Genomic DNA, 19456 nt, shown 5'->3' with positions numbered 1-19456 from the left:
CGGACTAGAGACGAAATAGCAGCATCTGAATGAATTCCTTACTATGAAAAAAATAATCGTCGCTGTATCGCTGATCGCGTTGACGTTTGCCTGCAAATCAAAAGAACAAAAAGACGATACTGAAACGAGCCAGCAGGTCGCGATGGCTACTGCACCAGCCTTTAATGCTGATTCGGCTTATACGTACATCGAAAAACAGGTGTCGTTTGGCCCACGTGTGCCGAATACGCCTGCTCACGTTCAGACCGGCAACTACCTTGTCAGTAAACTAAAGCAGTTTGGTTGTGAAGTGACGGAGCAGACATTCGTTGCGAACACCTGGGATGGGAAAAAGCTGAATGCCCGCAATATCATCGGTAGTATTAACCCGGGCGCGACCAAACGGATCGTGCTGGCTTCGCACTGGGACTCACGCCCGCACGCGGACCAGGACCCGGATGCGGCTGACAAAAATAAAGCGGTAACGGCAGCTAACGATGGCGCTAGTGGCGTCGGTGTTCTGCTCGAACTGGCGCGCACGATTCAGCAAGCCAAAGACAAACCCGGTGTTGGGATTGACATTGTCTTCTTCGACGTTGAAGACTGGGGGAGTGGCGATAAGGTGTCCGGTGATTTTGAAGAGAAAACCGGTAATCAGTTCGATTATATGGGCTTTTGCCTGGGCTCTCGTTATTGGTCTAAAACCCCGCATAAACCAGGCTATACGGCTTATTACGGTATTCTGCTTGATATGGTAGGTGCCAAAGGGGCTACGTTCGCCAAAGAAGGCATTTCGATGCAGTTTGCACCGACGGTCATGAACAATGTGTGGCAAACCGCCAGTCAGCTCGGTTATAGTCAGTTCTTTGTGGATACGCCCGGTAGCCAGATTACCGACGATCACTTAGCACCAAACACCATCGCTAAAATCCCGATGATTGATATCATTCATACCAACGTTGGTACGGGTGGTTTCTTTCCCGGCTGGCACACGGCTGAAGATGATATGAGTTACATTGACCGCGGTACGTTGAAAGCCGTGGGACAAACGGTGATGCAAGTCTTGTACAATGAGAAATAGTGTGATGAAGTCCGGTGGTGTGGAGCTAACTAACAGACAACGTTTGGCTGTTTCGCTCGTGGTTGTATTGGCGGCTATGACCTGGCTGTTGAGTTCTTGTAATTCCACGCCTGACACATTCGGTAAGCTGGATCTGAAAAAATGGCGGAGTGACCGGGGGGGATGCAACGGCGTTCGGCAAACGATTCTACCTGGTTTCAGAGCTGAAATACAAAACCTGAAAGGGAAAACCGCCAACACGATAGGCGACTTGCTGGGCCGGCCGGACATCAACCAGATCGCTGACCGAAACCAGAAATTTTACATTTACTTTCTGGAAAAAGGCACTCACTGCGATATCCCCGGTACCAAATCGACCAGCCGCTCCGTTGCCATTCGGTTTAGCGCTATCGGACTGGCCACGGAGATTACGTTCCAGAATGGCATTCCTTGAGTTAAAGCTATAAGACGTTAGAGGTAAAACTTCTTGCGGGTAATCATTTCTTCTACTGCATCCGGTACCATGTAGCGAATTGAGCGATTGGTTCGGATGCAGTTTCTTATGAAGGTGGCCGAGATATCAAGCAAAGGCGCTTCGACTAATTTGATGGCCGGATGAGTCTTTAATGGGCTTTCAACCGAACGAGGACGTGGATAGACGTAAACGCCGTAATAGTCAAGAATTTTGTCGTAGTTCTTCCAGTTAACGAACAATTCCAGATTATCCTCGCCCATAATAAGCCGGAACGTATGCTGTGGATATTTCTCGCTCAGACGGACCAACGTATCGATTGTGTAACTCGGCTTGGGCATCGAAAACTCAATGTTGGAGGCCCGCAGACGACTGTTATCATTGATAGCCTGCTCAACCATGTCGAACCGGTCAAACTCGTGCAGCAGGCTTTTGGTCTTTTTGAACGGGTTCTGGGGGGACACTATGAACCAGACCTGCTCCAGATCCGTTGACGTGGCCATAGTATTGGCAATGATAAGATGACCTATATGAATAGGGTTGAAGGAGCCAAAGAACAGACCGATTCTCATAAGGACAGGGTAAAAAGAATGACGCTTCCCTACGAAAGCGTCATAACTAAGTTCATTGTATGGACAACTACAACACGGTAGACTTGGCAGGGACTTTGTTCTCTTTCACAAAGTTGTCGACGAGTTGCTGCGCTTTTTGAAGCGACGTTTCCAGATCGTCGTTGACCAGTATTACGTCGAAGCGATTCTGAAAGCTCATTTCAAAATGGACTTTAAACAATCGTTTCGATAGGCTTTCTTCCGTCTCCGAGCCACGGCCAATGAGTCGCTGGCGTAACGTTTCTTCGTCCGGTACTTTCACAAAAACTGCCAGGGCTTTATCGCCATAGTATTCTTTAAGCTTCAAGCCGCCCTGTACGTCAACGTCGAAGAGAACGTGCTTGCCACTTGCCCATAGGCGTTCAATCTCTGATTTAAGCGTACCGTAGAAAGCACCTACGTACACTTCCTCCCATTCGACAAACTCATTGTTGTCAATTTTCTCTTTAAATTCTTCTGGCGTCAGGAAGTAATAATCTTTACCGTTCTGCTCGCTACGTCCCCGGCGGTCGCGAGTGCAGGCTGAGATTGAGAAGCCCAGGTTTGCGTTTTCGTCCAGTAGATGCTTTACGATAGTAGTCTTACCTGAACCGGAGGGAGCTGAGAATATGATGAGTTTTCCGTCCAAAATGTGCTCGTTTTTGGCTGTGTATTAAAAAGAAATTGGGGTAATTAAGGTCGGTTGGTCCGTGTCCTTAATTACCCCAACAAAAGTACAATGCTGTTAGCTGAAACTTAAAATCCGGGATTTTATCGTTGCTACTAGCTGCTCGGGGCAGCACTTTTTCTCCATTCGCTTGGTTAACAACTCCTTTACTTCCTGTTCGAGATGGTACATCTGAATGCAGGGCTGGCAACTTTCTAGATTGTCTTTAAGCTTAGCGAGTTGTTGTTCGGTGGCTTCCCCATCCAGAATCAACTGAATCATTTTAAGACAGTCAGCCTGGTGACTGCACTTGTGCTTCATCTCAGGCTTTGTGCTGGAAGTGGATGACGATGGCAACGACGTTTGCATTGGAAAAGTTCTATTTATTCCAAGAATATTAATACCGTTAAGTTACTAGCAGAACCAAAGTGTAGTTATAAAAAGTTCGGTTTACTCTTCATTTTCTTCATTATATCCCATCGAAGAAGCATAATCCCGTAGCTTCTCTTTCAGCAGGTTACGTGCCCGGTGTAATCGAGACCGTACCGTACCGATTGGAATATCCAGAATCTTGGCCATTTCCTCATACGTGAATCCTTCAATATCACAGAGGATGATGACCGTTCGGAAGTCAACCGGTAGCGAGTTCAGTGCCGTAGCCACTTCATCGCCGATCAGATCAGAAACTGACTCCGCCCGTAAGTCAACCGTATGCTCAGTTTCAGAATCTTCAGAATTATATGTCGTTTCGACATCCTGATAATCAACTTTCGCTGGCTCCTTGCTCTTTTTGCGGTAATCGTTAATGAAGCTGTTCTTCAGAATTCGAAACAGCCACGCTTTTGCGTTAGTTCCTTGTTCGAACGAGGAAATAAAGCGGAATGCCTTTAAGTAGGTATCCTGAACGAGATCATTGGCATCGTCCTCGTCCGTCGTTAACCGAAAGGCAAAATTATACATGGAGTCTATGTGGGGCATAAACTCTCGATTGAATATTTGATACTTCTGTTCATCGGTATAACCACGAGCAGGTGTATCGGTCGATGGCTGTTCGGCAGCAGGCGAGCCGTCGATTGGCAGCGTTTGGTCGTCGTCGCGAGGTGGCGTATCTGACATAACTTCGGGCATAGTCGCCATAAAAGTAAGGGTTAATTACCGTTTACCGTTGGTTCTGGTCAGCGATTTCACTGACATGATCATCAACGATTTACTGACAGCTTCTATAGGGTTTGACTGCAAAAATCAATCCTTTGTTCAAAAAAAGTTCATAATCAGACAGATATGCCGATTTGACAGTGAACGAATCAACTGTCAGGAACGTTAAAGCCGGTCAATTACCGACACATAATTTGTGGTAACTAACCGGCTTAACTATCGTATGACTACCTAAATTGTTGTAGCTACTTTAAAATAACGCTTCAACCATGACTCGCTAGCCGGTTGCTGCCAGGCTGACAAAAATTCCGCTTTTGTCTTGACGAGCGTGTTGAGTAGGATCGAGTCGGACATAATACGACCTTCCGTAACGGCTTTTTTGATGATTGCCAGCGGATAGGTTGTCACTGATCCGTCAGGGTTTAGTATAGCTGCCGACCGGTCAAAAAAATCGACTCCACCGGCTAACTGCTGACCCAGATCGCGAATCGTACGGGCTGAAGAATCGATGGAACAACCACTGGGAAGCGAGTATCCCTCATCTACACCAACGACGACGAAACGATTAGCGACGACTTGAGCCGACGCTAACAAGGGTTGTCCATGAGCGGCCCATTGATTTAAGGCTGGTTGTAGTGTTTGCTCAATCACCTGAACGTCTGCGTCCGTTAGGGGACGATTAGCCTGATACACCCATACACGGGCGTCGTCGGGAAGTTTATCAAAATCTATCCACATAATTTTTGCGTTTGGGGTGCGGGGCTTAGAATTAAAGGCATTAACAATGTCCTATGCCTTTAGCTCTCCGCGAGATAAAACTACAACCCCTGCTTTTGGGCGATGAGTTCCGAAATGTCGTAGACCCGGACCGAATCCTCTCGGTTCTTATTTTTTACTCCATCGGACATCATAGTCATGCAGAATGGACAAGCTACTGCGATTGTATCAGCACCGGTAGCTAGGGCTTCCTCCACGCGTTCTACGTTGACGTCTTTATTGCCGGGTTCTGGCTCCTTGAAGTACTGTCCACCCCCCGCTCCGCAGCAAAGCCCGTTGGCTCGTACGCGTTTCATGTCAACTAAATCAGCGTCCAGTGCCGCCAATACGTCGCGCGGGGCTTCGTACACTTTATTGGCCCGGCCAAGGTAACAGGAGTCGTGGAAGGTAATCTTGCGGCCCTTAAACGACTCTCCATCCTGTACACGGACACGCCCTTCATTGATCAGGCCTTGTAAAAACTGCGAATGGTGAATGACTTCATATTGACCACCCAGCTCCGGATATTCATTTTTGATCGTATTGAAGCAATGCGGACAGGCTGTCACGATTTTTTTTACGTTGTAGCCGTTCAGAACTTGAATATTTGATATAGCCTGCATTTGAAACAGGAACTCGTTACCAGCGCGACGAGCTGGATCACCCGTGCAGGCTTCTTCAGAGCCAAGAACGGCGAACTTGATACCAACGTGATTCAGGATGCGGACAAAAGCAATTGTAACCCGCTTGTATCGATCATCGAAAGAACCGGCACAGCCAACCCAGAATAACACTTCGGGCTCTTCGCCCGCTGCGGCCATATCGGCCATTGTGGGTACGCTGTATTTTTTTTCTTCAGCTAGCATAGTAGTAAGGTTGGATAGTTGAAAAGTAGATGAGTTGTCTCGATTCTAAGACGTACAACTTTGTCACCTTCAACTATGAATTGACTTCATTTACCTGGTCGGCCCAGTTGAAGCGATCACTGGGCGAGAATTTCCAGGGTGCCATGTTGTTTTCAATATTGCTGAACATCGCGTTCCAGGCGGCTGGAGCTTGGGATTCTTCCATGACGCGGTAACGCCGTAGCTGAAGAATGATGTCCAACGGATTGATGTTAATCGGACAGGCATTAATGCACGCCTGACAGGTCGTACAAGCGTTTAATTCCTCTGGTGTGATGTAATCACCCAATAGCGACTTATCGTCTTTGTAATCGTATCCATTAGCCTTCCAGCCTTTCTGAATATCCTCCAGTCGGTCACGGGTATCCATCATGATCTTCCGGGGCGACAGTTTTTTGCCTGTAATATTCGCCGGACAAGCAGCCGTACAGCGACCGCATTCGGTGCAGCTGTAGGCGTTCATTAGGTTAATCCATTTCAAGTCTTCGACGTCCTTAGCCCCAAAGCGACCGATTTCAGCTGGTTGCTCACCATTGTCATTCGCTTGCGATCCGTCAGCTTCTGTTGATACAGGCAGGCCTAGCGCCATCTGTACCTCTTTGGTGATTTCTGGCATGTTCTGCATTTCACCCTTTGGCTGCAGATCAGAGAAATAGACGTTAGGAAAGCCTAGTGCAATGTGTAAGTGCTTGGAGTACGTAACGTAAATCGCAAAGGCGAGAATACCCAGGATATGTATCCACCAGGATACGCGTTCGTAAGCCACCAGCGCAGTATCACTAAAACCCGAGAAAAGAGGTTTCAGGTATTGACTGATGAGAAAGTCAGGGACAACGCCCTGTAGTTCGCCATAGTGTCCAACGCCCCGATCACGTAATACACTATCCGATGCATTCCAGGTCAGGAAAGCAACCATCAGTAAGATTTCAGCGGTCAGGATAATGGTCGCGTCGGAAACAGGCCATCCCCGTAATTCACGATGCCGACTAGCCTGAAGCCGACTGACCCGGGCGATAAATCGACGGCACAGAAAAACAACGCATACGGCCAACACACCAAACGCCAGCACTTCAAATACGTCGATCAGAATAGGATAAACGGGTGTGATGTAAGGCGCAAAAATCCGGTGGGTACCTAGAACACCGTCGAGAATTATCTCCAGAATTTCCAGGTTGATAATAATAAAGCCAGCGTAGATAACAAAGTGCATAACGCCGACCAGCAAATTGGTGAACATCTTTTTCTGCCCGAAGGCCACGAGCAGCATGGTCTTCAATCGCTCGTCGGCGTGGTCGAATCGATTCTCCGGTCGGCCTAGTTTAATAGCACGGCTGATGAGTTGAACCCGCTTGGCGATGAACCAGGCAACAGCACCTAGTGCGGCTCCGAATAAAATCTGCTGAATAATTTCCATAAAAAAATAAGCCAAATAAGCTGACTGTCAAGGTAATTGCTGTTTAGTAACGACAAACAAGAAAAATATTTTTCTAAAAAGTTTGCGATAGTTCCAATGAGTACTACTTTTGCACCCACGTTAAGGTGATGTAGCTCAGTTGGTAGAGCAAAGGACTGAAAATCCTTGTGTCGGCGGTTCGATTCCGTCCATCACCACCTTCTCGTAAGCCCTTCCATCCGGAAGGGCTTTTTTGTGTCCAAAGCTTCCCGTATTTTCATCTCGCTGATAAACCGACTAGTACATTACCCTAAAAACAGTATGCATGCATACTGTTTTTAGGGTAGCAAATATACAACTCTGTCCTAGGTTAACAAGTACTATTTAGGGTTGTTTAGGACAAAGGGACGAGAAAAAAGGATATTTACAGCGGCCTATTCGTGAATAGAGGAGGGAAGCTAGGACTGAACTGCATCAATGTTAATGCCGATTGCCCGCATCAATTGGCTGGCATTGAAGCTCTCGCAGATGCCGTTGCGAAGGGAATAATCAAAAATAAGCTCACCCTGCTTCAGATCCGACTGGAAATGGTAATTGTGCACAAAGCCAGACGAATGGCCTAATTGCCCTAATTCCAGATCGTGCGTCGACACAAATCCGGAGGCAGTCGTTTGGTGAAGCTGACGAATTAGGGCCTCTGCTCCCCGATGCCGATCCGCAGAGTTTGTGCCCTTGAGGATTTCATCCAGGAAATACAGCACAGGTAGTCCACTCGACTGCTGTGACAAGCCAATCAGCGTCTGCAAACGCTTGAGCTCGGCATAGAAAGAGGAGGTACTTTCTTCGAGCGAATCCTGCGTGCGCATACTCGTGAATACCTGAACGGGTGAGCAGGTAAAACGCTCAGCAGAGACAACGGCACCAGCAAAGGCGAGCACGACGTTAGCGCCGACTGTTCGTAGAAAAGTGCTCTTGCCTGACATATTAGAACCTGTTATCAGTACGGTTTGGCCTGATCCTGCCAACGTAAGTGAATTGGCTACGCTATGGCCAGGGATTAGTAAGGGATGAGCTGCAGAAGTAAAATCCAGCGTAAATGCCGTATTTATCAGATTAGGTGTTACGTAGGCTGGGTGAGCATACGAAAAGCCCGCCAGACTGTTGAGCGCTTCCAACTCACCAAGCGTTGTAAGCCACTGTTCTAATTTCGGGCCGTGCTCCTGTCGCCAGCGCTCAAGCCGAAACAGATAATGCATATCCCAGAGGGAGAAAATGCCAAAGAAGAGGTAGAAATAAGGATTTTGGCGGTAGTTCAGCCCCTCGGTCAGTTTGGCTAGCTGACCAATAATACCCGAGACAGGTTTTGGTCCGGTTACCAAGGTATTCTGAATTGCCTGAACTTGTGGGCTGGTACCCGTCAGTTGCTCCGCTTGTTGAAACAGCACCCGAAATCCTTTTAGAGCGCTTGAGATGGCATAGGTCTGGTTACTGACAAGGGCCGCCTGACCGGCAGTCGTTCGTAGGATCAGTGCATGCACAGCTAGAGCAAGAAGCACCGCAATACCCGGCACGTAACCAGTAAGCCAGGCGACAAACAGCGATAGCGTCACTAAGGGAAATGCAAAGCGAACGATGTTCAAATAAGCCGGGAGAGGTGTTGTTGGCGCAGCAGCCCAGGCGATAAGGCTGTCGGGTGGCCGATTGATAGACTCTTCCTGATAAGCTAGGGCTTCAAACTGCTGCCGCCACTCTAATTGCGGATTAAGTTCAGCGGCTGCCTGTTGCCGAAGTTGGATTGACGTAATGGACGCTGGAGCCAGCAGCCAGTTTGCCAGGTACTGCTGGCCAAGGTAGGTGTGGGTTCGGTTCAGGAGACGAAATAACGAATGCTTGCCAAACACGTCCAAGTCGCCTGCGTAGAAATGGGTGGGTGAGTTAAATTCTTCGCCCAGTTCAGCACGCAGATACTGCCGTTTCAGTCGGCCTGCTTCATCCTGATTCACAAAAGCTAACTGGTGATTCAGATCCCGCTCCCGCTTGATCGTCTGATGCTTTTTGAGCAGAATCATGAAACCTATCACGCCAATTAGAAGAACTGCTGCGGCCGCTAATTGCTGATTCGCCTGCACAAGCCCCCAAAGAGTAATGGCGATACCTACAAACCAGATTAATCGCCAAAAGGCCAGTTGATTATGACGGTGTTGCGCTGCCTGTTCCGCCTGTTGAAATTGCTGAATACGCTGATTGAAAATGGATTCAGGAGACATACTGCTAGTGGGGTAATAAAAAAGTCGGCAGTGAAAGCACCGCCGACGTAAAACTATAAACTATCTATTGTCATCTGTCTGATGAACAGTTTTCCTATTTGTTACACCCCTGACAAACGCCCTGAATTAATAGGTTCGTTTCTTTTCGGTTGTACCCATCGGGTAAAGCTACGGACGGAATCTGAACGTCGTCAAGGCAGGTCGTCTGACCACAGTTTTCACATTTGAAATGTACGTGGTCGTGGTGGTGATGGCCGTCGGCGCAGGTTTCCCGGCAGAGAGCGTACTTCGTACCACCCTCATCGTCGAGTACCCGGTGAATGATACCTTTATCCAGAAACGTACGTAACGTTCGGTAGATCGTTACGCGGTCGTGGTCAGGGCCAAGACCATTCTCAACGTCATTGTGCGCTAAGGCGTGTCCAGCGCTCAAAAACAAATCCAGTACTTCCTCGCGACCGTTGGTGTGGCGGAGGCCAAAATCTTTCAGAAGTTTAGCAGCAACAGTCATATCTATCCGTGACGATTAACGCCACTAGTCAATGGGTTCGAACTGCAATTTAACCAGGTTGGCGTAGACACCATCTTCCTGGTTTGCCAGTTGATCGTGCGTACCGGTTTCAACAATCTGGCCTTCGCGGATGACGTAAATCGTATCTACTTTCCGGATTGTTGCCAGCCGATGCGCAATGATGATGGTCGTACGGTTCTGCATCAGCTCGTCCAGTGCTTCCTGCACCAGCCGTTCTGATTCGGCGTCGAGCGAGCTCGTGGCTTCGTCCAGAACCAGAATAGCCGGATCTTTCAGAATAGCGCGGGCAATGGCAATACGTTGTCGTTGACCACCTGATAACTTAACACCGCGTTCACCCACAACGGTTTCAAATCCTTCCGGAAACGACTCAATAAACGCTAGGGCGTTGGCTTTGCGTGATGCTTCACGGACTTCGGCATCAGTAGCATTCGCTTTACCGTATTTGATGTTCTCCATGATCGTACCGCCAAAAAGCATTACCTCCTGAGGCACAACGGCAATATTTTTCCGGAGATCGGTAATGTTAAAGCTGGTTAGATCGCGGCCATCAATCGTGATGCTACCACCACTGAGAGCGTAATAACGCATCAACAGTTGCACGATAGTCGACTTACCCGCGCCACTCTGCCCGACCAACGCAATCTTGTGTCCGGCTGCTACGTCTAATGAAATACCTTTCAAAACCGGAACATCGATACGGGTAGGGTAGGAGAACGCTACGTCGTTGAAGCTGACATGCCCATGAACAGGAACAAACAAGGGCGATTCTTCGGCAGGGATAACTTCTGAATCTTCGCCCAGAATTTCGAGAATGCGCTCGGAGGCTCCTACAGTCTTTTGCAGTTGTGCGTACAAATCGCCCATACCGGCTACTGAACCCCCAATGAACATGGTATAGACCAGGAACGTAAGCAGATCCGCAAATGGCATCTGATTATCCAGCACCAGTGAGCCACCGTACCAGACAACACCAATAATGCCGCCGAAGAGCGCGAAAATGACGAACGAAACAAATATACCGCGGAAAGTAGCTGCTCGCAGGGCGGTGGCTACTACCCGTTGCAGGGCCGAGCCATACCGATTAATTTCCAGCCGTTCGTTCGTGAACGCTTTCACGATGTTGACTGATTGCAGTGTCTCTTCGACAATGACGTTGGCTGAGGCCAGCTGATCCTGCGCCTGTTTTGATAACGTCCGAATAAATTTCCCGAACACGATGGCTGCCACGATGATCACAGGGAACGTGCCGAGCATGAACAGTGTCAGCTTCCAGGAAACGTAAAAAATAATCCCCGTGCCAATGAGCAGTGTAGCTACCTGCCGGAACAACTCGGCCAGGGTCAGCGTCAGGACGTCCTGGAGCTGGGAGATGTCGGCCGAAATGCGGCTCGTCAATTCACCCACCCGCCGTTGTTCGAAAAAGGGAATGGGTAACGTAATGATTTTGCTGTAGGTCGCCTGCCGCACGTCGGCCATAGCGCGCTCGCTGACCTGCGAGAAAAGATAAATGCGGAAGAACGAAAAGATGGCCTGAGCAACCAGCACGCCCACAAAAAATAAGGTTACCTGATTGAGCGTAAAATCTGATTTCCCCTGAATAACGCTGGTAATCTGGCCAATCAGTAAGCCGAAGCTCATCGTTGTTCCGGCGGATAAAATCAGGAAAACGAAACCTATCCCGTACTGAAATCGGTAAGGCTTAACGAACCGGAAGATGCTGAGTACTTTCTTGAGGCCGGCCCGGTCTAATTTACGTTTATCGTTGACATCATCGTCAACTGTTTGTCTGCGTTTTGCCATTGTTGATGCTTGTGCTCACAAAGCACTTCTGATTGGGCCATCGCCCGAAAAAACTAATCGTCGTCCTTTTGTCCTTTGTAGCCCGACTCGGCGAAAATCTGGCGCGCATCGGCGTTTCGCATCAAATCGGCGATGCTAACGCCGGAATGCTTGTCGTGATACAGACCAACAATTCGCCAGCCGACCCAGCGGCCAATAGCACCCGGACAGGCTGATCCAATCTCAGCGGTGTACGGACGCTCATTCAAATATCGCTGTTTTATGGCTGGGTTCGTCTGATACAGTAGTTGATTGTCAATAAAATGTCCCCAAACCAGGTCCTGAGCATTAAACGTTTCGGTAAGTTGCTTGTCTGTATAACCGATGATCAGACTATCGGCTACTTCAGGAAGCATTGTTCGGGTAAAGGCGTAACTCTTACCGTAATAGATCATGTCGGCCAGCAACGTCTGGTCGGTACGATTGGTAGCGTTATACTTATCGGACAGGGCTGTAACGATGGCAGGGGCGATGAACTGTTGTTGGTAGCGACGAAGAATATAAGCTGGATACTCGGGACCCGTAGGACGGTACTTAGCATTGGGCCCCGCAAAATAGTCGAGTCCAATAACAATAAGGCTGTCGGTAATCATCAAGTCAGGACCGAGAAAGCCCGTTACAACCGTTGCAACCTTAGGAGTGCGAAAGTCGGGAAACTCTTTTTTGATATTGGTGAATGCTTCGGACAACTGCGCGTTGAGATCGCTTAAGTCGCTGAACTGTTGTTGAAGCTGACCACTGAATTCGTTGAGGGCCGGGTTATTGACCCGTTCCGTCAATTCACGAACCAATGCTGTATCATTACCGGCTCCGTTCGCGTTAAAGTACAATTGAGCAACCGAGGGGTTCTTGTCGAGAAAATCCTTGATCTGAGCGGGGGATTTGGCTTTGAACAGCTGCTGATCAAGCCGAACAAAACTGATTTCTTCGTGCTTTTCGCATGAAAGAAGAAAAAGCAAAGAAAAAAGCCCAGAGAGGGCAAAGAGGCCGGAAAGCGTCCGTAGTCGCATGAAATCAGGGTTTTCCGTATTGAAAACGTACAAAATTATGAAAAAAGTTGCAGGGCTAAGTTTGATTTTCCTCATACTGGCACTTGTCGAAAGTTGGTCGCAAACACCATCGCGGGCGCTCTATCAACTACGCACGCGGGAATCGGGCGTAACGGAACGGCGGTTTCGCAAGATCCTGGGCGACAATTACGACGGACAGGATAAAAACCGACGTGATTATAACGATGACCGCAAAAAGCGCCGTCGCAAGCAGGCTGTTGGCGCTACTGCCGACGCTAGTCCGGATTATGCCTGGCCAACTCACCTGATCGAAATGGGCATTCGGTTTTCGCCCTCACTGAATATGAACACTGCTTCGGGGGTGGGTACGTATGCCGGTTTTCGTGATAACGGCGCGGGAGTGCGAATGAGTATTGGTCCAACGCTCGATTATTATTTCTTCAAAGATCGTTACGCTTTTGGAACGGGACTTTGGTATACGATCAAGCGCTCTGGTTTTCAAATGCCGGGATCATTCGGCGAAAGTCGTTTTACGCCAGGTGTCAGCTACAAAGAGTCAATCTATAATTTGCAGTATCTACAATTACCCGCCACGGTAAAGATGTTTGCGAATAACATTGCGCCCGGTGTCCGGCTCTACGTACAAACAGGTGGATTGTTAAGTCTGAAGCTAGCTGAAAAACCGCTGGAGCAGGAACGTAACGCGCTGTACCTAGCCGAGAGTGGGGGTAACCGACGACAATACAGTTTTGGGGATATTGAGTTGCTGTTGGGGACGGGCGTTCAGTACAAGATCAACGAAAGCAACGCGTTCAATCTGGGTGTTAGCTATCAGCGAGGTTTACTGAATATTGCGCGGGGGAGCCAGTTAGTCTCCAAAAGCCGGATCGTCTCGCTGGATATTGGCTTTCAGTTTTAAGAAATACCAGGAAGAAAAAGAAAAGACGTAAGAAGAAAGAACACTACAGCTAATCGTTTCTCTTACGTCTTTCTGCTCTTGTCAAATTCTCATTTCAATACCTTTCTCGCGAAGGTAGCCTTTCAACTGTGGAATATCAATTTCCTTAAAGTGGAAGATACTGGCTGCTAGGCCCGCGTCTGCCTTGCCGGTTGTGAATACGTCGACGAAGTGATCCATGGTACCGGCTCCCCCTGAAGCAATAACCGGGATATTGGCCATTCCCGAAATCTGGGCAGTCAGGTCAAGCGCGAACCCAGCCTTGGTGCCGTCCGAGTCCATCGAGGTCAGCAGAATCTCACCTGCCCCCCGGTCTTCCACTTCTTTTGCCCAGGCAATAGTACGCAGTTCTGTTGGTCGCCGGCCACCATGCGTGTGGACGATGTGAGCGCGGGCCGTGCTATCCCCTTCGCCCTCTGCCCCTGGCCCCACGCTGATGTACCGCGTGTCGATGGCCACGACAACGCATTGGCTACCGAACTCAAGGGCTAATTCATTAATCAAACCGGGGTTACGGACGGCTGATGAGTTGATCGAGATCTTGTCTGCGCCAGCGTTTAGCAGCGCCGATACGTCGGCGACTGATGAAATGCCTCCGCCTACCGTAAATGGGATATTGATCGTGTGCGCGACGTTGCGAACCAGGTCGATCAGCGTTTTACGTTCGTCGACGGTGGCAGTAATGTCAAGAAACACCAGTTCATCGGCACCCTGTTCGGCATAGATAGCTGCCAGGGCTACTGGGTCCCCAGCGTCGCGTAGATTGACAAAATTAGTGCCTTTGACCGTCCGACCATCTTTGATGTCAAGGCAGGGAATGATACGTTTAGTAAGCATGGTTCAATATGTTTCGATCAGCTTGCGCTGCATAAAAAGATCGGGCTTGTCGAGGGGCGTAAATCCAAACTGAGCATACAGCGTATGGGCGTCCTTTGTGGCTAGCATCCAGCGACGGAGGCCTTGCAGGTCTGGATAAGTTGAAATCGTTTCGATCAGAAACTTCGATAAGCCTTTACCCCGGTGGCTGGGCACAACAAACACATCAGACAGATAAGCGAACGTAGCGAGGTCGCTGATGACGCGTGCGAAACCAACCTGCTGGTCCTGATAATATAAACCGAAACAGAGCGAGTTATGGATGGCCCGCTGGACTAACTCACGCGGAATATTCTGCGCCCAGTACGAATCCTGACTTAGAAACTGATGAATAACATCCAGGTCAAGTTTTGCTTTGTCGGTGCTGATGGTATAGTTGTCCCTCACTTTACTTGGTGTATATTTCTCTAGCCTCGTCGCGTCCTATTATGTCCGAGCGGAACAACAATATAAAATCACGTAGAATACCAACCATATTCTGTAACTCTTCAGCCCGGAGTTCACGTTCAGAATACTGAGATGGATTGCTGCTGCTATAAACCCGATAGCTGTTTGCACCGAATACCTCGAATAGATAGTATTCGCCATCTGCAATGATATTTCTTTTTTCTGCTATCCTATACCCTTTGAGTGTAAAGCTCCCGTCTGCCTGCATGCCAGCCTCAACTGTATCTGTAATTGGCTGGGGCTTATACGGAGGGTATAGCCGGTCAAATACAACACGCTCATCTGGTAGTGTGAGAATGTTCCTCCTCATAAGTCTGTTCCAAAACGCATGAGTGGGAGTAATCGTTGGTCGTTGTCTTCTCGCGGACCGAAAGTTCTCTCTCTTCCAATTGATTACGTACCGTCTGGCTCTGAGTCGCTTCTTTGTTTTACGCAGAATATAGGCTACCTGAGCATTACCATACTTCAGGGCTACGCGGTTCCATATCCGCACTTCATATTCATCTTCTTTTAGGGCTGGATATTTCAAACGCATCTGTTTCGTTAGCTTAGGAAACAGGCTTTTGGCTGTCGAATCAGCCGAATTGCCAGCCCATATTTCTGCACTTACCAATAAAAAGCCAAGCAGGTATAGCAGCTGTTTCATGACGTGTCTATGACTTATAGATAGCACTTTCTACACTGTAGCACACTCTTTATAAATTCCTTTATCGACGATGATACCAAACGGGCCCATGTTAGGCGAAAATGGTGTCATCGTCGGTTATTTCGTCTCATGTTGCTTACCTTCTTTAGGCTCAAAAAGAGAAGTTAACTCATCCAGTATATCAACCACATTTCGTAGTTCTTCACACTCCGAATAAAAGCTGCTGTACCTTCTGGGATTGTCATAGACAAAAGCGTGATAATTATTCACGCTGAACACCTCGAAATAGAAGGCTTCACCATCTAAAATAGCTATCTGATTCTTATTTTTTTGCCCTCGTATGGTGAAACTACCATCCGTTTCTTGGCGAACTCGATCTGTATCACTGATTGGGGCAGGCCGACGATATAGACGCTCAAAAACAACTGATCGGTCAGGGAGGACTAGTATGTTTTTAGCAAGAAGACGAGACCAGGAGTCAGGTGAGACGGGTAGTGTTGGTTGTAGTAAGGTGGCCTTTTGGAACCCGCGCTTGTTTGACTTAATAAGGTACTTCGCTACCGTAAATTCCTGTTGAGTTTTACGTAACAGGTAAGCCATTTGCGCTTCTCCGTATTGAAAAGACATATTGTACCAAATACGTATCTCGTACTCTTCCGATTTCAACTTCGGCTCTTTCAATCCCATCTGCGTTGCCAGTTTTTGGAAGCGACGCTGCTGGGTTGAATCGGTCAAGATTCCGGCGAACGTGGTAGACAATAGTGTCAGCCAGAGAAACAGAAAAAGCAGCGACCACTTCATGACAACAATTAGGCATTATGAATAGCCGACAATTCCTTCAACGTAACGCGTCCTTCATAAATCGCTTTGCCGACGACGACGCCAAACAGACCCATATCGGCCAGCGTTTCTACATCGGCCATGTTGCTGACACCACCACTGGCAATGATGTTTAAATCAGGCAGCTGATCCTGTAAGTTGCGGTACAGCTCGAATGAAGGTCCTTGTAGTAATCCGTCCTTCGCTACGTCGGTGCTGATGACATACTTGACACTTTTGTCTACCCACTGCTGAACGAAGTCATAGACCCAAACATCAGTACCTTCTTCCCAACCGCTCACCGCAATTTTTTCGTTCTTGGCGTCGGCACCCAGAATGATAGCCTCTGGACCGTACTGCGTTAGCCAGCGTTCCAGCACGTCGGGTTGCTTAACGGCAATACTACCCCCGGTAACCTGTTTGGCACCACACTCAAACACCATCCGCAAATCATCGTCTGACTGAACGCCCCCGCCAAAATCAACGTGCAGGCTAGTTTTCGTGGCAATCAGTTCCAATACTTTCCAGTTAATCACGCGTTTGGCTTTAGCACCGTCGAGGTCAACCAGATGCAGTCGCGTCAGACCGGCGTCTTCAAACTGCATCGCTACGTCGAGCGGTCGGGCGTTGTATTCTTTTTTCTGGTTGTAGTCGCCTTGCGTCAGCCGAACGGCTTTGCCGTCAATCAGATCGATAGCGGGAATGATGTACATTATTGAGGTAGTCGATAAAAGACGTTAGAGAAAAACCAAAGGGAAAAGAAAATCTACAGATTGAGAAAGTTTTCGAGGATGCGTTGGCCAATATTTCCGCTGATCTCGGCATGAAACTGAGCGGCATAGAAGTTATCCCGATGAAGCATCGCGCTGAATGGTCGGCCATACTCGCAAACAGCCGTTGTATACTCACAGACATCTGCCGCGTAACTGTGCACAAAATAGACATACGCGTTTTCTGCCAGTCCTTCCGTAAGCGGACCACGTAGCGAGTGCAGATTATTCCAGCCTGTATGTGGTACTTTCAGGCCAGCATTGGCGGGCAACCGTCGGACGTCAATGTCGAAGATACCCATGCAGGTCGTGTCGTTTTCTTCCGAGTAGCGGCACATCAGTTGCATACCAACGCAGGTGCCCAATACTGGCTGTTTCAACGATGGAATTAGCTTGTCCAGACCGCGCTGCCGCAGATAGGCCATAGCCGTACTGGCTTCACCCACACCCGGAAAGATCACTTTGTCGGCCGAGCGGATTTCGGCCTCGTCGTCAGTAAGCAGATAACTGGCTCCCAGCCGGTCAAGCGCGTACATAACCGACTGAACGTTACCGGCGTTGTATTTAATGATTACGGTTTTCATAAAAAGAAAAGCCCGGCTCATTGGCAGAACCGGGCTTTGTGTGTATCAGCGTGAAGAATCAGTCAATACGAATCACAGAAACAACCCATCGTCTGCCGTTAATGCCGGGCATGATGATGAAATAAATGTGTTTCTGCGGTAGTCATGAGGCAAATTTATGGTTGTCGGCTGGCAAATCAAAATAACCTGCCTCATTCCAGGTTGGCTAGGAATCAAGTTTCCGTATCCTAATCTTTTGCGTTGTCACGGTTGTAAAACAGCCGATTAAGTCGTTAATACGTTCTGAAAGGAGCTTTATTAGGATAAATTCCATTTGGGCTGTCTCCTTGAAACTATAACGTAGGAAAAGAATGCTGACTCCCTTTACGTGATGAGCAAATACCCATTCGCCAAAATCTTTGTCCTCGGTCAAAATGATGCGAGGTGGATTTCGCGATAGCTCAATTACTTCCTCATCACGGATGCCACTGTTTGACTCATTTATCGAGTGTACCTGAATACCGAGATGTCTAATAGCCTCGATAAGTCGACGATCTATATTTTCGTCGGCGATAATCATGCTGCATTCAGCATAATCATTTCTTCATTGGCTAGTAAGTCTGACGCGTAGGTCAGTGCCGCAAAAACATCATCTTCCGCTAACGTTGGATACATTACCAGCAAATCGGTCGTTGTTGCTCCTTCAGAGAGTTTACGCAGTATCAATTCAACAGTTATCCGGGTGCCTTTAACAACAGGCTTCCCTAACATAACCTGGTGATTCGCGGTGATTCGATCTCTGTAATTCATGCTACAATGTACAACTAAAATAAACTACCCTGTACAACCTGGGGTTGGAGAACGGGTTCACGCAGATTGAGACCGCAGTGCTTGTTCAGTTCGCGAACCCAATACAGAATCAGTTCAGGAGCCGTGTCGTTGTCGCCACCGCCGTGTATGAATAGGTAAGCCGTTTGCAGGCCTTTCTCGAACCAGGTTTTGAGTCGTTGAATCCAGGCATCAGTCCGAGTATAGTCAGTAGGATGCCCTTCATTTGCAATGAAACGTAACGTCAGCACTGGGCTGCTCAATCCCATATGCAGAACGTCGCGCCGACCCGCTACGTCCGAGATGACGACGTGCCGACGCAGGTTGTACAGCCGCTCCAAGGTTTGTGTCCAAATACTGGTTTTGCTGAACCAATCGGGGTGCCGGAATTCAACGGCTACACTTAATTCGTCAGGTAAAGATTTCAGATACGTTTCGAGCAACGACCATTTGTCAGGACCAAAGGTGGGCGGAAGTTGTAGAAATGTCATGCCCAGATACTCTTCCAGTCCTAAAACCGCGTTGACAAACTCCTCCGTCAGGCTTTCAGTCGCGACAAGCTGCCGCTCGTGGCTGATGGCCTGAGGAAACTTCGGACAGTAGACAAAGCCATCAACTGCTTCGACTTTCCACTTGTCGATCATGCCCGATGTTGGAATCTGGTAATGCGTCAGATTTAGCTCGATGGTGTTGAACTGACGCGTGTAATAATGCAGAAAATCGCGCTCCTTGGCAGTAGATGGGTATACTTTACCAACGTAATCTTTGTTGGCCCAGATTGGACCGCCGATGAATACGCCCGGCCGACGCGTTGGCTCAACGTCAGTCCATATGCGCGCGTTGAACGCCGTGCCGGGTGGTAATGCAAAGTTTACGGCACCAATATTTGTAGTTTTCCCAAATTCCATAAATGTGCCGATG

At 48.5% G+C, this 19456-nt stretch carries 23 protein-coding genes and 1 tRNA gene; 4 read left to right on the top strand and 20 right to left on the bottom strand.

The features are described 5' to 3' along the window. Positions 1-43 precede the first annotated feature (43 nt). Together ACYVAD_RS15260 and ACYVAD_RS15255 are read left to right on the top strand one after the other, a co-directional pair. Positions 44-1060: a M28 family peptidase gene (locus tag ACYVAD_RS15260; RefSeq protein WP_461140368.1), complete on the top strand. Its 1017-nt coding sequence runs from the start codon at positions 44-46 to the stop codon at positions 1058-1060. A 43-nt stretch (positions 1061-1103) separates the two neighbouring features. Beyond that, positions 1104-1493: a hypothetical protein gene (locus ACYVAD_RS15255; RefSeq protein ID WP_461140367.1), complete on the top strand. Its 390-nt coding sequence runs from the start codon at positions 1104-1106 to the stop codon at positions 1491-1493. Positions 1494-1510: 17 nt separating this feature from the next. Here the strand turns inward: ACYVAD_RS15255 and nadD are convergent, their stop codons facing one another. The 7 genes from nadD to ACYVAD_RS15220 all read right to left on the bottom strand — a co-directional run bounded on the left by nadD (position 1511) and on the right by ACYVAD_RS15220 (position 6998). Continuing rightward, positions 1511-2083 (bottom strand): nicotinate (nicotinamide) nucleotide adenylyltransferase, encoded by a 573-nt coding sequence (nadD, locus tag ACYVAD_RS15250; protein WP_461140366.1) that lies wholly within the window; start codon positions 2081-2083, stop codon positions 1511-1513. Between the two features lie 67 nt (positions 2084-2150). Next, entirely contained in the window at positions 2151-2750 is a 600-nt protein-coding gene (gene gmk, locus ACYVAD_RS15245; RefSeq protein ID WP_461140365.1) for a guanylate kinase, read from the bottom strand. 96 nt (positions 2751-2846) lie between these two features. Further along, positions 2847-3089: a hypothetical protein gene (locus tag ACYVAD_RS15240; RefSeq protein ID WP_461140399.1), complete on the bottom strand. Its 243-nt coding sequence runs from the start codon at positions 3087-3089 to the stop codon at positions 2847-2849. 129 nt (positions 3090-3218) lie between these two features. Further along, positions 3219-3905, bottom strand: a complete 687-nt coding sequence (locus ACYVAD_RS15235) for a sigma-70 family RNA polymerase sigma factor (RefSeq protein WP_461140364.1) — start codon at positions 3903-3905, stop codon at positions 3219-3221. Between the two features lie 249 nt (positions 3906-4154). Then, on the bottom strand, positions 4155-4661 hold the full coding sequence (locus ACYVAD_RS15230; RefSeq protein WP_461140363.1) for a hypothetical protein: 507 nt from the start codon (positions 4659-4661) through the stop codon (positions 4155-4157). Positions 4662-4741: 80 nt separating this feature from the next. Continuing rightward, complete coding sequence (locus ACYVAD_RS15225) at positions 4742-5545, bottom strand: (Fe-S)-binding protein (RefSeq protein WP_461140362.1); 804 nt, start codon at positions 5543-5545, stop codon at positions 4742-4744. Positions 5546-5618: 73 nt separating this feature from the next. Next, entirely contained in the window at positions 5619-6998 is a 1380-nt protein-coding gene (locus ACYVAD_RS15220) for a 4Fe-4S dicluster domain-containing protein (RefSeq protein ID WP_461140361.1), read from the bottom strand. Between the two features lie 124 nt (positions 6999-7122). Between ACYVAD_RS15220 and ACYVAD_RS15215 the strand changes: the two genes are divergently transcribed. Further along, positions 7123-7195 (top strand) — tRNA-Phe (locus tag ACYVAD_RS15215). Between the two features lie 240 nt (positions 7196-7435). On the opposite strand, the gene ACYVAD_RS15210 is transcribed toward ACYVAD_RS15215, so the two are convergent. The 4 genes from ACYVAD_RS15210 to ACYVAD_RS15195 form a co-directional block, all read right to left on the bottom strand. Continuing rightward, positions 7436-9244: a MutS-related protein gene (locus tag ACYVAD_RS15210; protein ID WP_461140360.1), complete on the bottom strand. Its 1809-nt coding sequence runs from the start codon at positions 9242-9244 to the stop codon at positions 7436-7438. Positions 9245-9338: 94 nt separating this feature from the next. Then, entirely contained in the window at positions 9339-9755 is a 417-nt protein-coding gene (locus tag ACYVAD_RS15205; RefSeq protein ID WP_461140359.1) for a Fur family transcriptional regulator, read from the bottom strand. Between the two features lie 24 nt (positions 9756-9779). Further along, entirely contained in the window at positions 9780-11579 is a 1800-nt protein-coding gene (locus ACYVAD_RS15200) for an ABC transporter ATP-binding protein (RefSeq protein ID WP_461140358.1), read from the bottom strand. Positions 11580-11632: 53 nt separating this feature from the next. After that, positions 11633-12628 carry a gliding motility protein GldB-related protein gene (locus ACYVAD_RS15195; protein WP_461140398.1) on the bottom strand — a complete coding sequence of 332 codons (996 nt, stop codon included), beginning with the start codon at positions 12626-12628 and terminating at the stop codon, positions 11633-11635. A gap of 37 nt (positions 12629-12665) precedes the next feature. On the opposite strand from ACYVAD_RS15195, the gene ACYVAD_RS15190 reads away from it, so the two are divergent. After that, positions 12666-13547, top strand: coding sequence for a porin family protein (locus ACYVAD_RS15190; protein ID WP_461140357.1), 882 nt, complete (start codon positions 12666-12668; stop codon positions 13545-13547). Between the two features lie 81 nt (positions 13548-13628). Here ACYVAD_RS15190 and hisF read toward each other — a convergent pair whose 3' ends face one another. From hisF to ACYVAD_RS15145, 9 genes are all read right to left on the bottom strand, one after another. Then, complete coding sequence (gene hisF, locus ACYVAD_RS15185) at positions 13629-14423, bottom strand: imidazole glycerol phosphate synthase subunit HisF (RefSeq protein ID WP_461140356.1); 795 nt, start codon at positions 14421-14423, stop codon at positions 13629-13631. Between the two features lie 3 nt (positions 14424-14426). After that, complete coding sequence (locus ACYVAD_RS15180) at positions 14427-14849, bottom strand: GNAT family N-acetyltransferase (protein ID WP_461140355.1); 423 nt, start codon at positions 14847-14849, stop codon at positions 14427-14429. Between the two features lies 1 nt (position 14850). Further along, positions 14851-15555: a hypothetical protein gene (locus ACYVAD_RS15175; RefSeq protein WP_461140354.1), complete on the bottom strand. Its 705-nt coding sequence runs from the start codon at positions 15553-15555 to the stop codon at positions 14851-14853. 117 nt (positions 15556-15672) lie between these two features. Further along, positions 15673-16356, bottom strand: a complete 684-nt coding sequence (locus ACYVAD_RS15170) for a hypothetical protein (RefSeq protein WP_461140353.1) — start codon at positions 16354-16356, stop codon at positions 15673-15675. 8 nt (positions 16357-16364) lie between these two features. Continuing rightward, on the bottom strand, positions 16365-17087 hold the full coding sequence (gene hisA, locus ACYVAD_RS15165; protein ID WP_461140352.1) for a 1-(5-phosphoribosyl)-5-[(5-phosphoribosylamino)methylideneamino]imidazole-4-carboxamide isomerase: 723 nt from the start codon (positions 17085-17087) through the stop codon (positions 16365-16367). Positions 17088-17140: 53 nt separating this feature from the next. Continuing rightward, positions 17141-17728 (bottom strand): imidazole glycerol phosphate synthase subunit HisH, encoded by a 588-nt coding sequence (gene hisH, locus ACYVAD_RS15160; RefSeq protein WP_461140351.1) that lies wholly within the window; start codon positions 17726-17728, stop codon positions 17141-17143. A 205-nt stretch (positions 17729-17933) separates the two neighbouring features. Further along, positions 17934-18287, bottom strand: a complete 354-nt coding sequence (locus tag ACYVAD_RS15155; RefSeq protein WP_461140350.1) for a DUF5615 family PIN-like protein — start codon at positions 18285-18287, stop codon at positions 17934-17936. Beyond that, positions 18284-18517 carry a DUF433 domain-containing protein gene (locus ACYVAD_RS15150; RefSeq protein WP_461140349.1) on the bottom strand — a complete coding sequence of 78 codons (234 nt, stop codon included), beginning with the start codon at positions 18515-18517 and terminating at the stop codon, positions 18284-18286. Before ACYVAD_RS15150 ends, ACYVAD_RS15155 begins: the two co-directional genes overlap by 4 nt. Before the next feature lie 14 nt (positions 18518-18531). After that, complete coding sequence (locus ACYVAD_RS15145) at positions 18532-19443, bottom strand: DUF72 domain-containing protein (RefSeq protein WP_461140348.1); 912 nt, start codon at positions 19441-19443, stop codon at positions 18532-18534. Between the last annotated feature and the right edge of the window lie 13 nt (positions 19444-19456).

It is taken from the genome of Spirosoma pomorum, from assembly GCF_054776615.1.
This window is presented reverse-complemented; position numbering and strand designations above follow the sequence as displayed.

Excerpts from the sequence above, each read along its gene's own strand:
- hisF (WP_461140356.1), bottom strand. The coding sequence starts at position 14,423 with ATGCTTACTAAACGTATCATTCCCTGCCTTGACATCAAAGATGGTCGG.
- ACYVAD_RS15155 (WP_461140350.1), bottom strand. The coding sequence starts at position 18,287 with ATGATTATCGCCGACGAAAATATAGATCGTCGACTTATCGAGGCTATT.
- ACYVAD_RS15220 (WP_461140361.1), bottom strand. The coding sequence starts at position 6,998 with ATGGAAATTATTCAGCAGATTTTATTCGGAGCCGCACTAGGTGCTGTT.
- ACYVAD_RS15150 (WP_461140349.1), bottom strand. The coding sequence starts at position 18,517 with ATGAATTACAGAGATCGAATCACCGCGAATCACCAGGTTATGTTAGGG.
- ACYVAD_RS15195 (WP_461140398.1), bottom strand. The coding sequence starts at position 12,628 with ATGCGACTACGGACGCTTTCCGGCCTCTTTGCCCTCTCTGGGCTTTTT.
- hisH (WP_461140351.1), bottom strand. The coding sequence starts at position 17,728 with ATGAAAACCGTAATCATTAAATACAACGCCGGTAACGTTCAGTCGGTT.
- ACYVAD_RS15230 (WP_461140363.1), bottom strand. The coding sequence starts at position 4,661 with ATGTGGATAGATTTTGATAAACTTCCCGACGACGCCCGTGTATGGGTG.
- ACYVAD_RS15240 (WP_461140399.1), bottom strand. The coding sequence starts at position 3,089 with ATGAAGCACAAGTGCAGTCACCAGGCTGACTGTCTTAAAATGATTCAG.
- ACYVAD_RS15145 (WP_461140348.1), bottom strand. The coding sequence starts at position 19,443 with ATGGAATTTGGGAAAACTACAAATATTGGTGCCGTAAACTTTGCATTA.
- ACYVAD_RS15200 (WP_461140358.1), bottom strand. The coding sequence starts at position 11,579 with ATGGCAAAACGCAGACAAACAGTTGACGATGATGTCAACGATAAACGT.
- nadD (WP_461140366.1), bottom strand. The coding sequence starts at position 2,083 with ATGAGAATCGGTCTGTTCTTTGGCTCCTTCAACCCTATTCATATAGGT.
- ACYVAD_RS15190 (WP_461140357.1), top strand. The coding sequence starts at position 12,666 with ATGAAAAAAGTTGCAGGGCTAAGTTTGATTTTCCTCATACTGGCACTT.
- ACYVAD_RS15175 (WP_461140354.1), bottom strand. The coding sequence starts at position 15,555 with ATGAAACAGCTGCTATACCTGCTTGGCTTTTTATTGGTAAGTGCAGAA.
- ACYVAD_RS15235 (WP_461140364.1), bottom strand. The coding sequence starts at position 3,905 with ATGGCGACTATGCCCGAAGTTATGTCAGATACGCCACCTCGCGACGAC.
- ACYVAD_RS15225 (WP_461140362.1), bottom strand. The coding sequence starts at position 5,545 with ATGCTAGCTGAAGAAAAAAAATACAGCGTACCCACAATGGCCGATATG.
- ACYVAD_RS15210 (WP_461140360.1), bottom strand. The coding sequence starts at position 9,244 with ATGTCTCCTGAATCCATTTTCAATCAGCGTATTCAGCAATTTCAACAG.
- ACYVAD_RS15170 (WP_461140353.1), bottom strand. The coding sequence starts at position 16,356 with ATGAAGTGGTCGCTGCTTTTTCTGTTTCTCTGGCTGACACTATTGTCT.
- ACYVAD_RS15260 (WP_461140368.1), top strand. The coding sequence starts at position 44 with ATGAAAAAAATAATCGTCGCTGTATCGCTGATCGCGTTGACGTTTGCC.
- hisA (WP_461140352.1), bottom strand. The coding sequence starts at position 17,087 with ATGTACATCATTCCCGCTATCGATCTGATTGACGGCAAAGCCGTTCGG.
- ACYVAD_RS15205 (WP_461140359.1), bottom strand. The coding sequence starts at position 9,755 with ATGACTGTTGCTGCTAAACTTCTGAAAGATTTTGGCCTCCGCCACACC.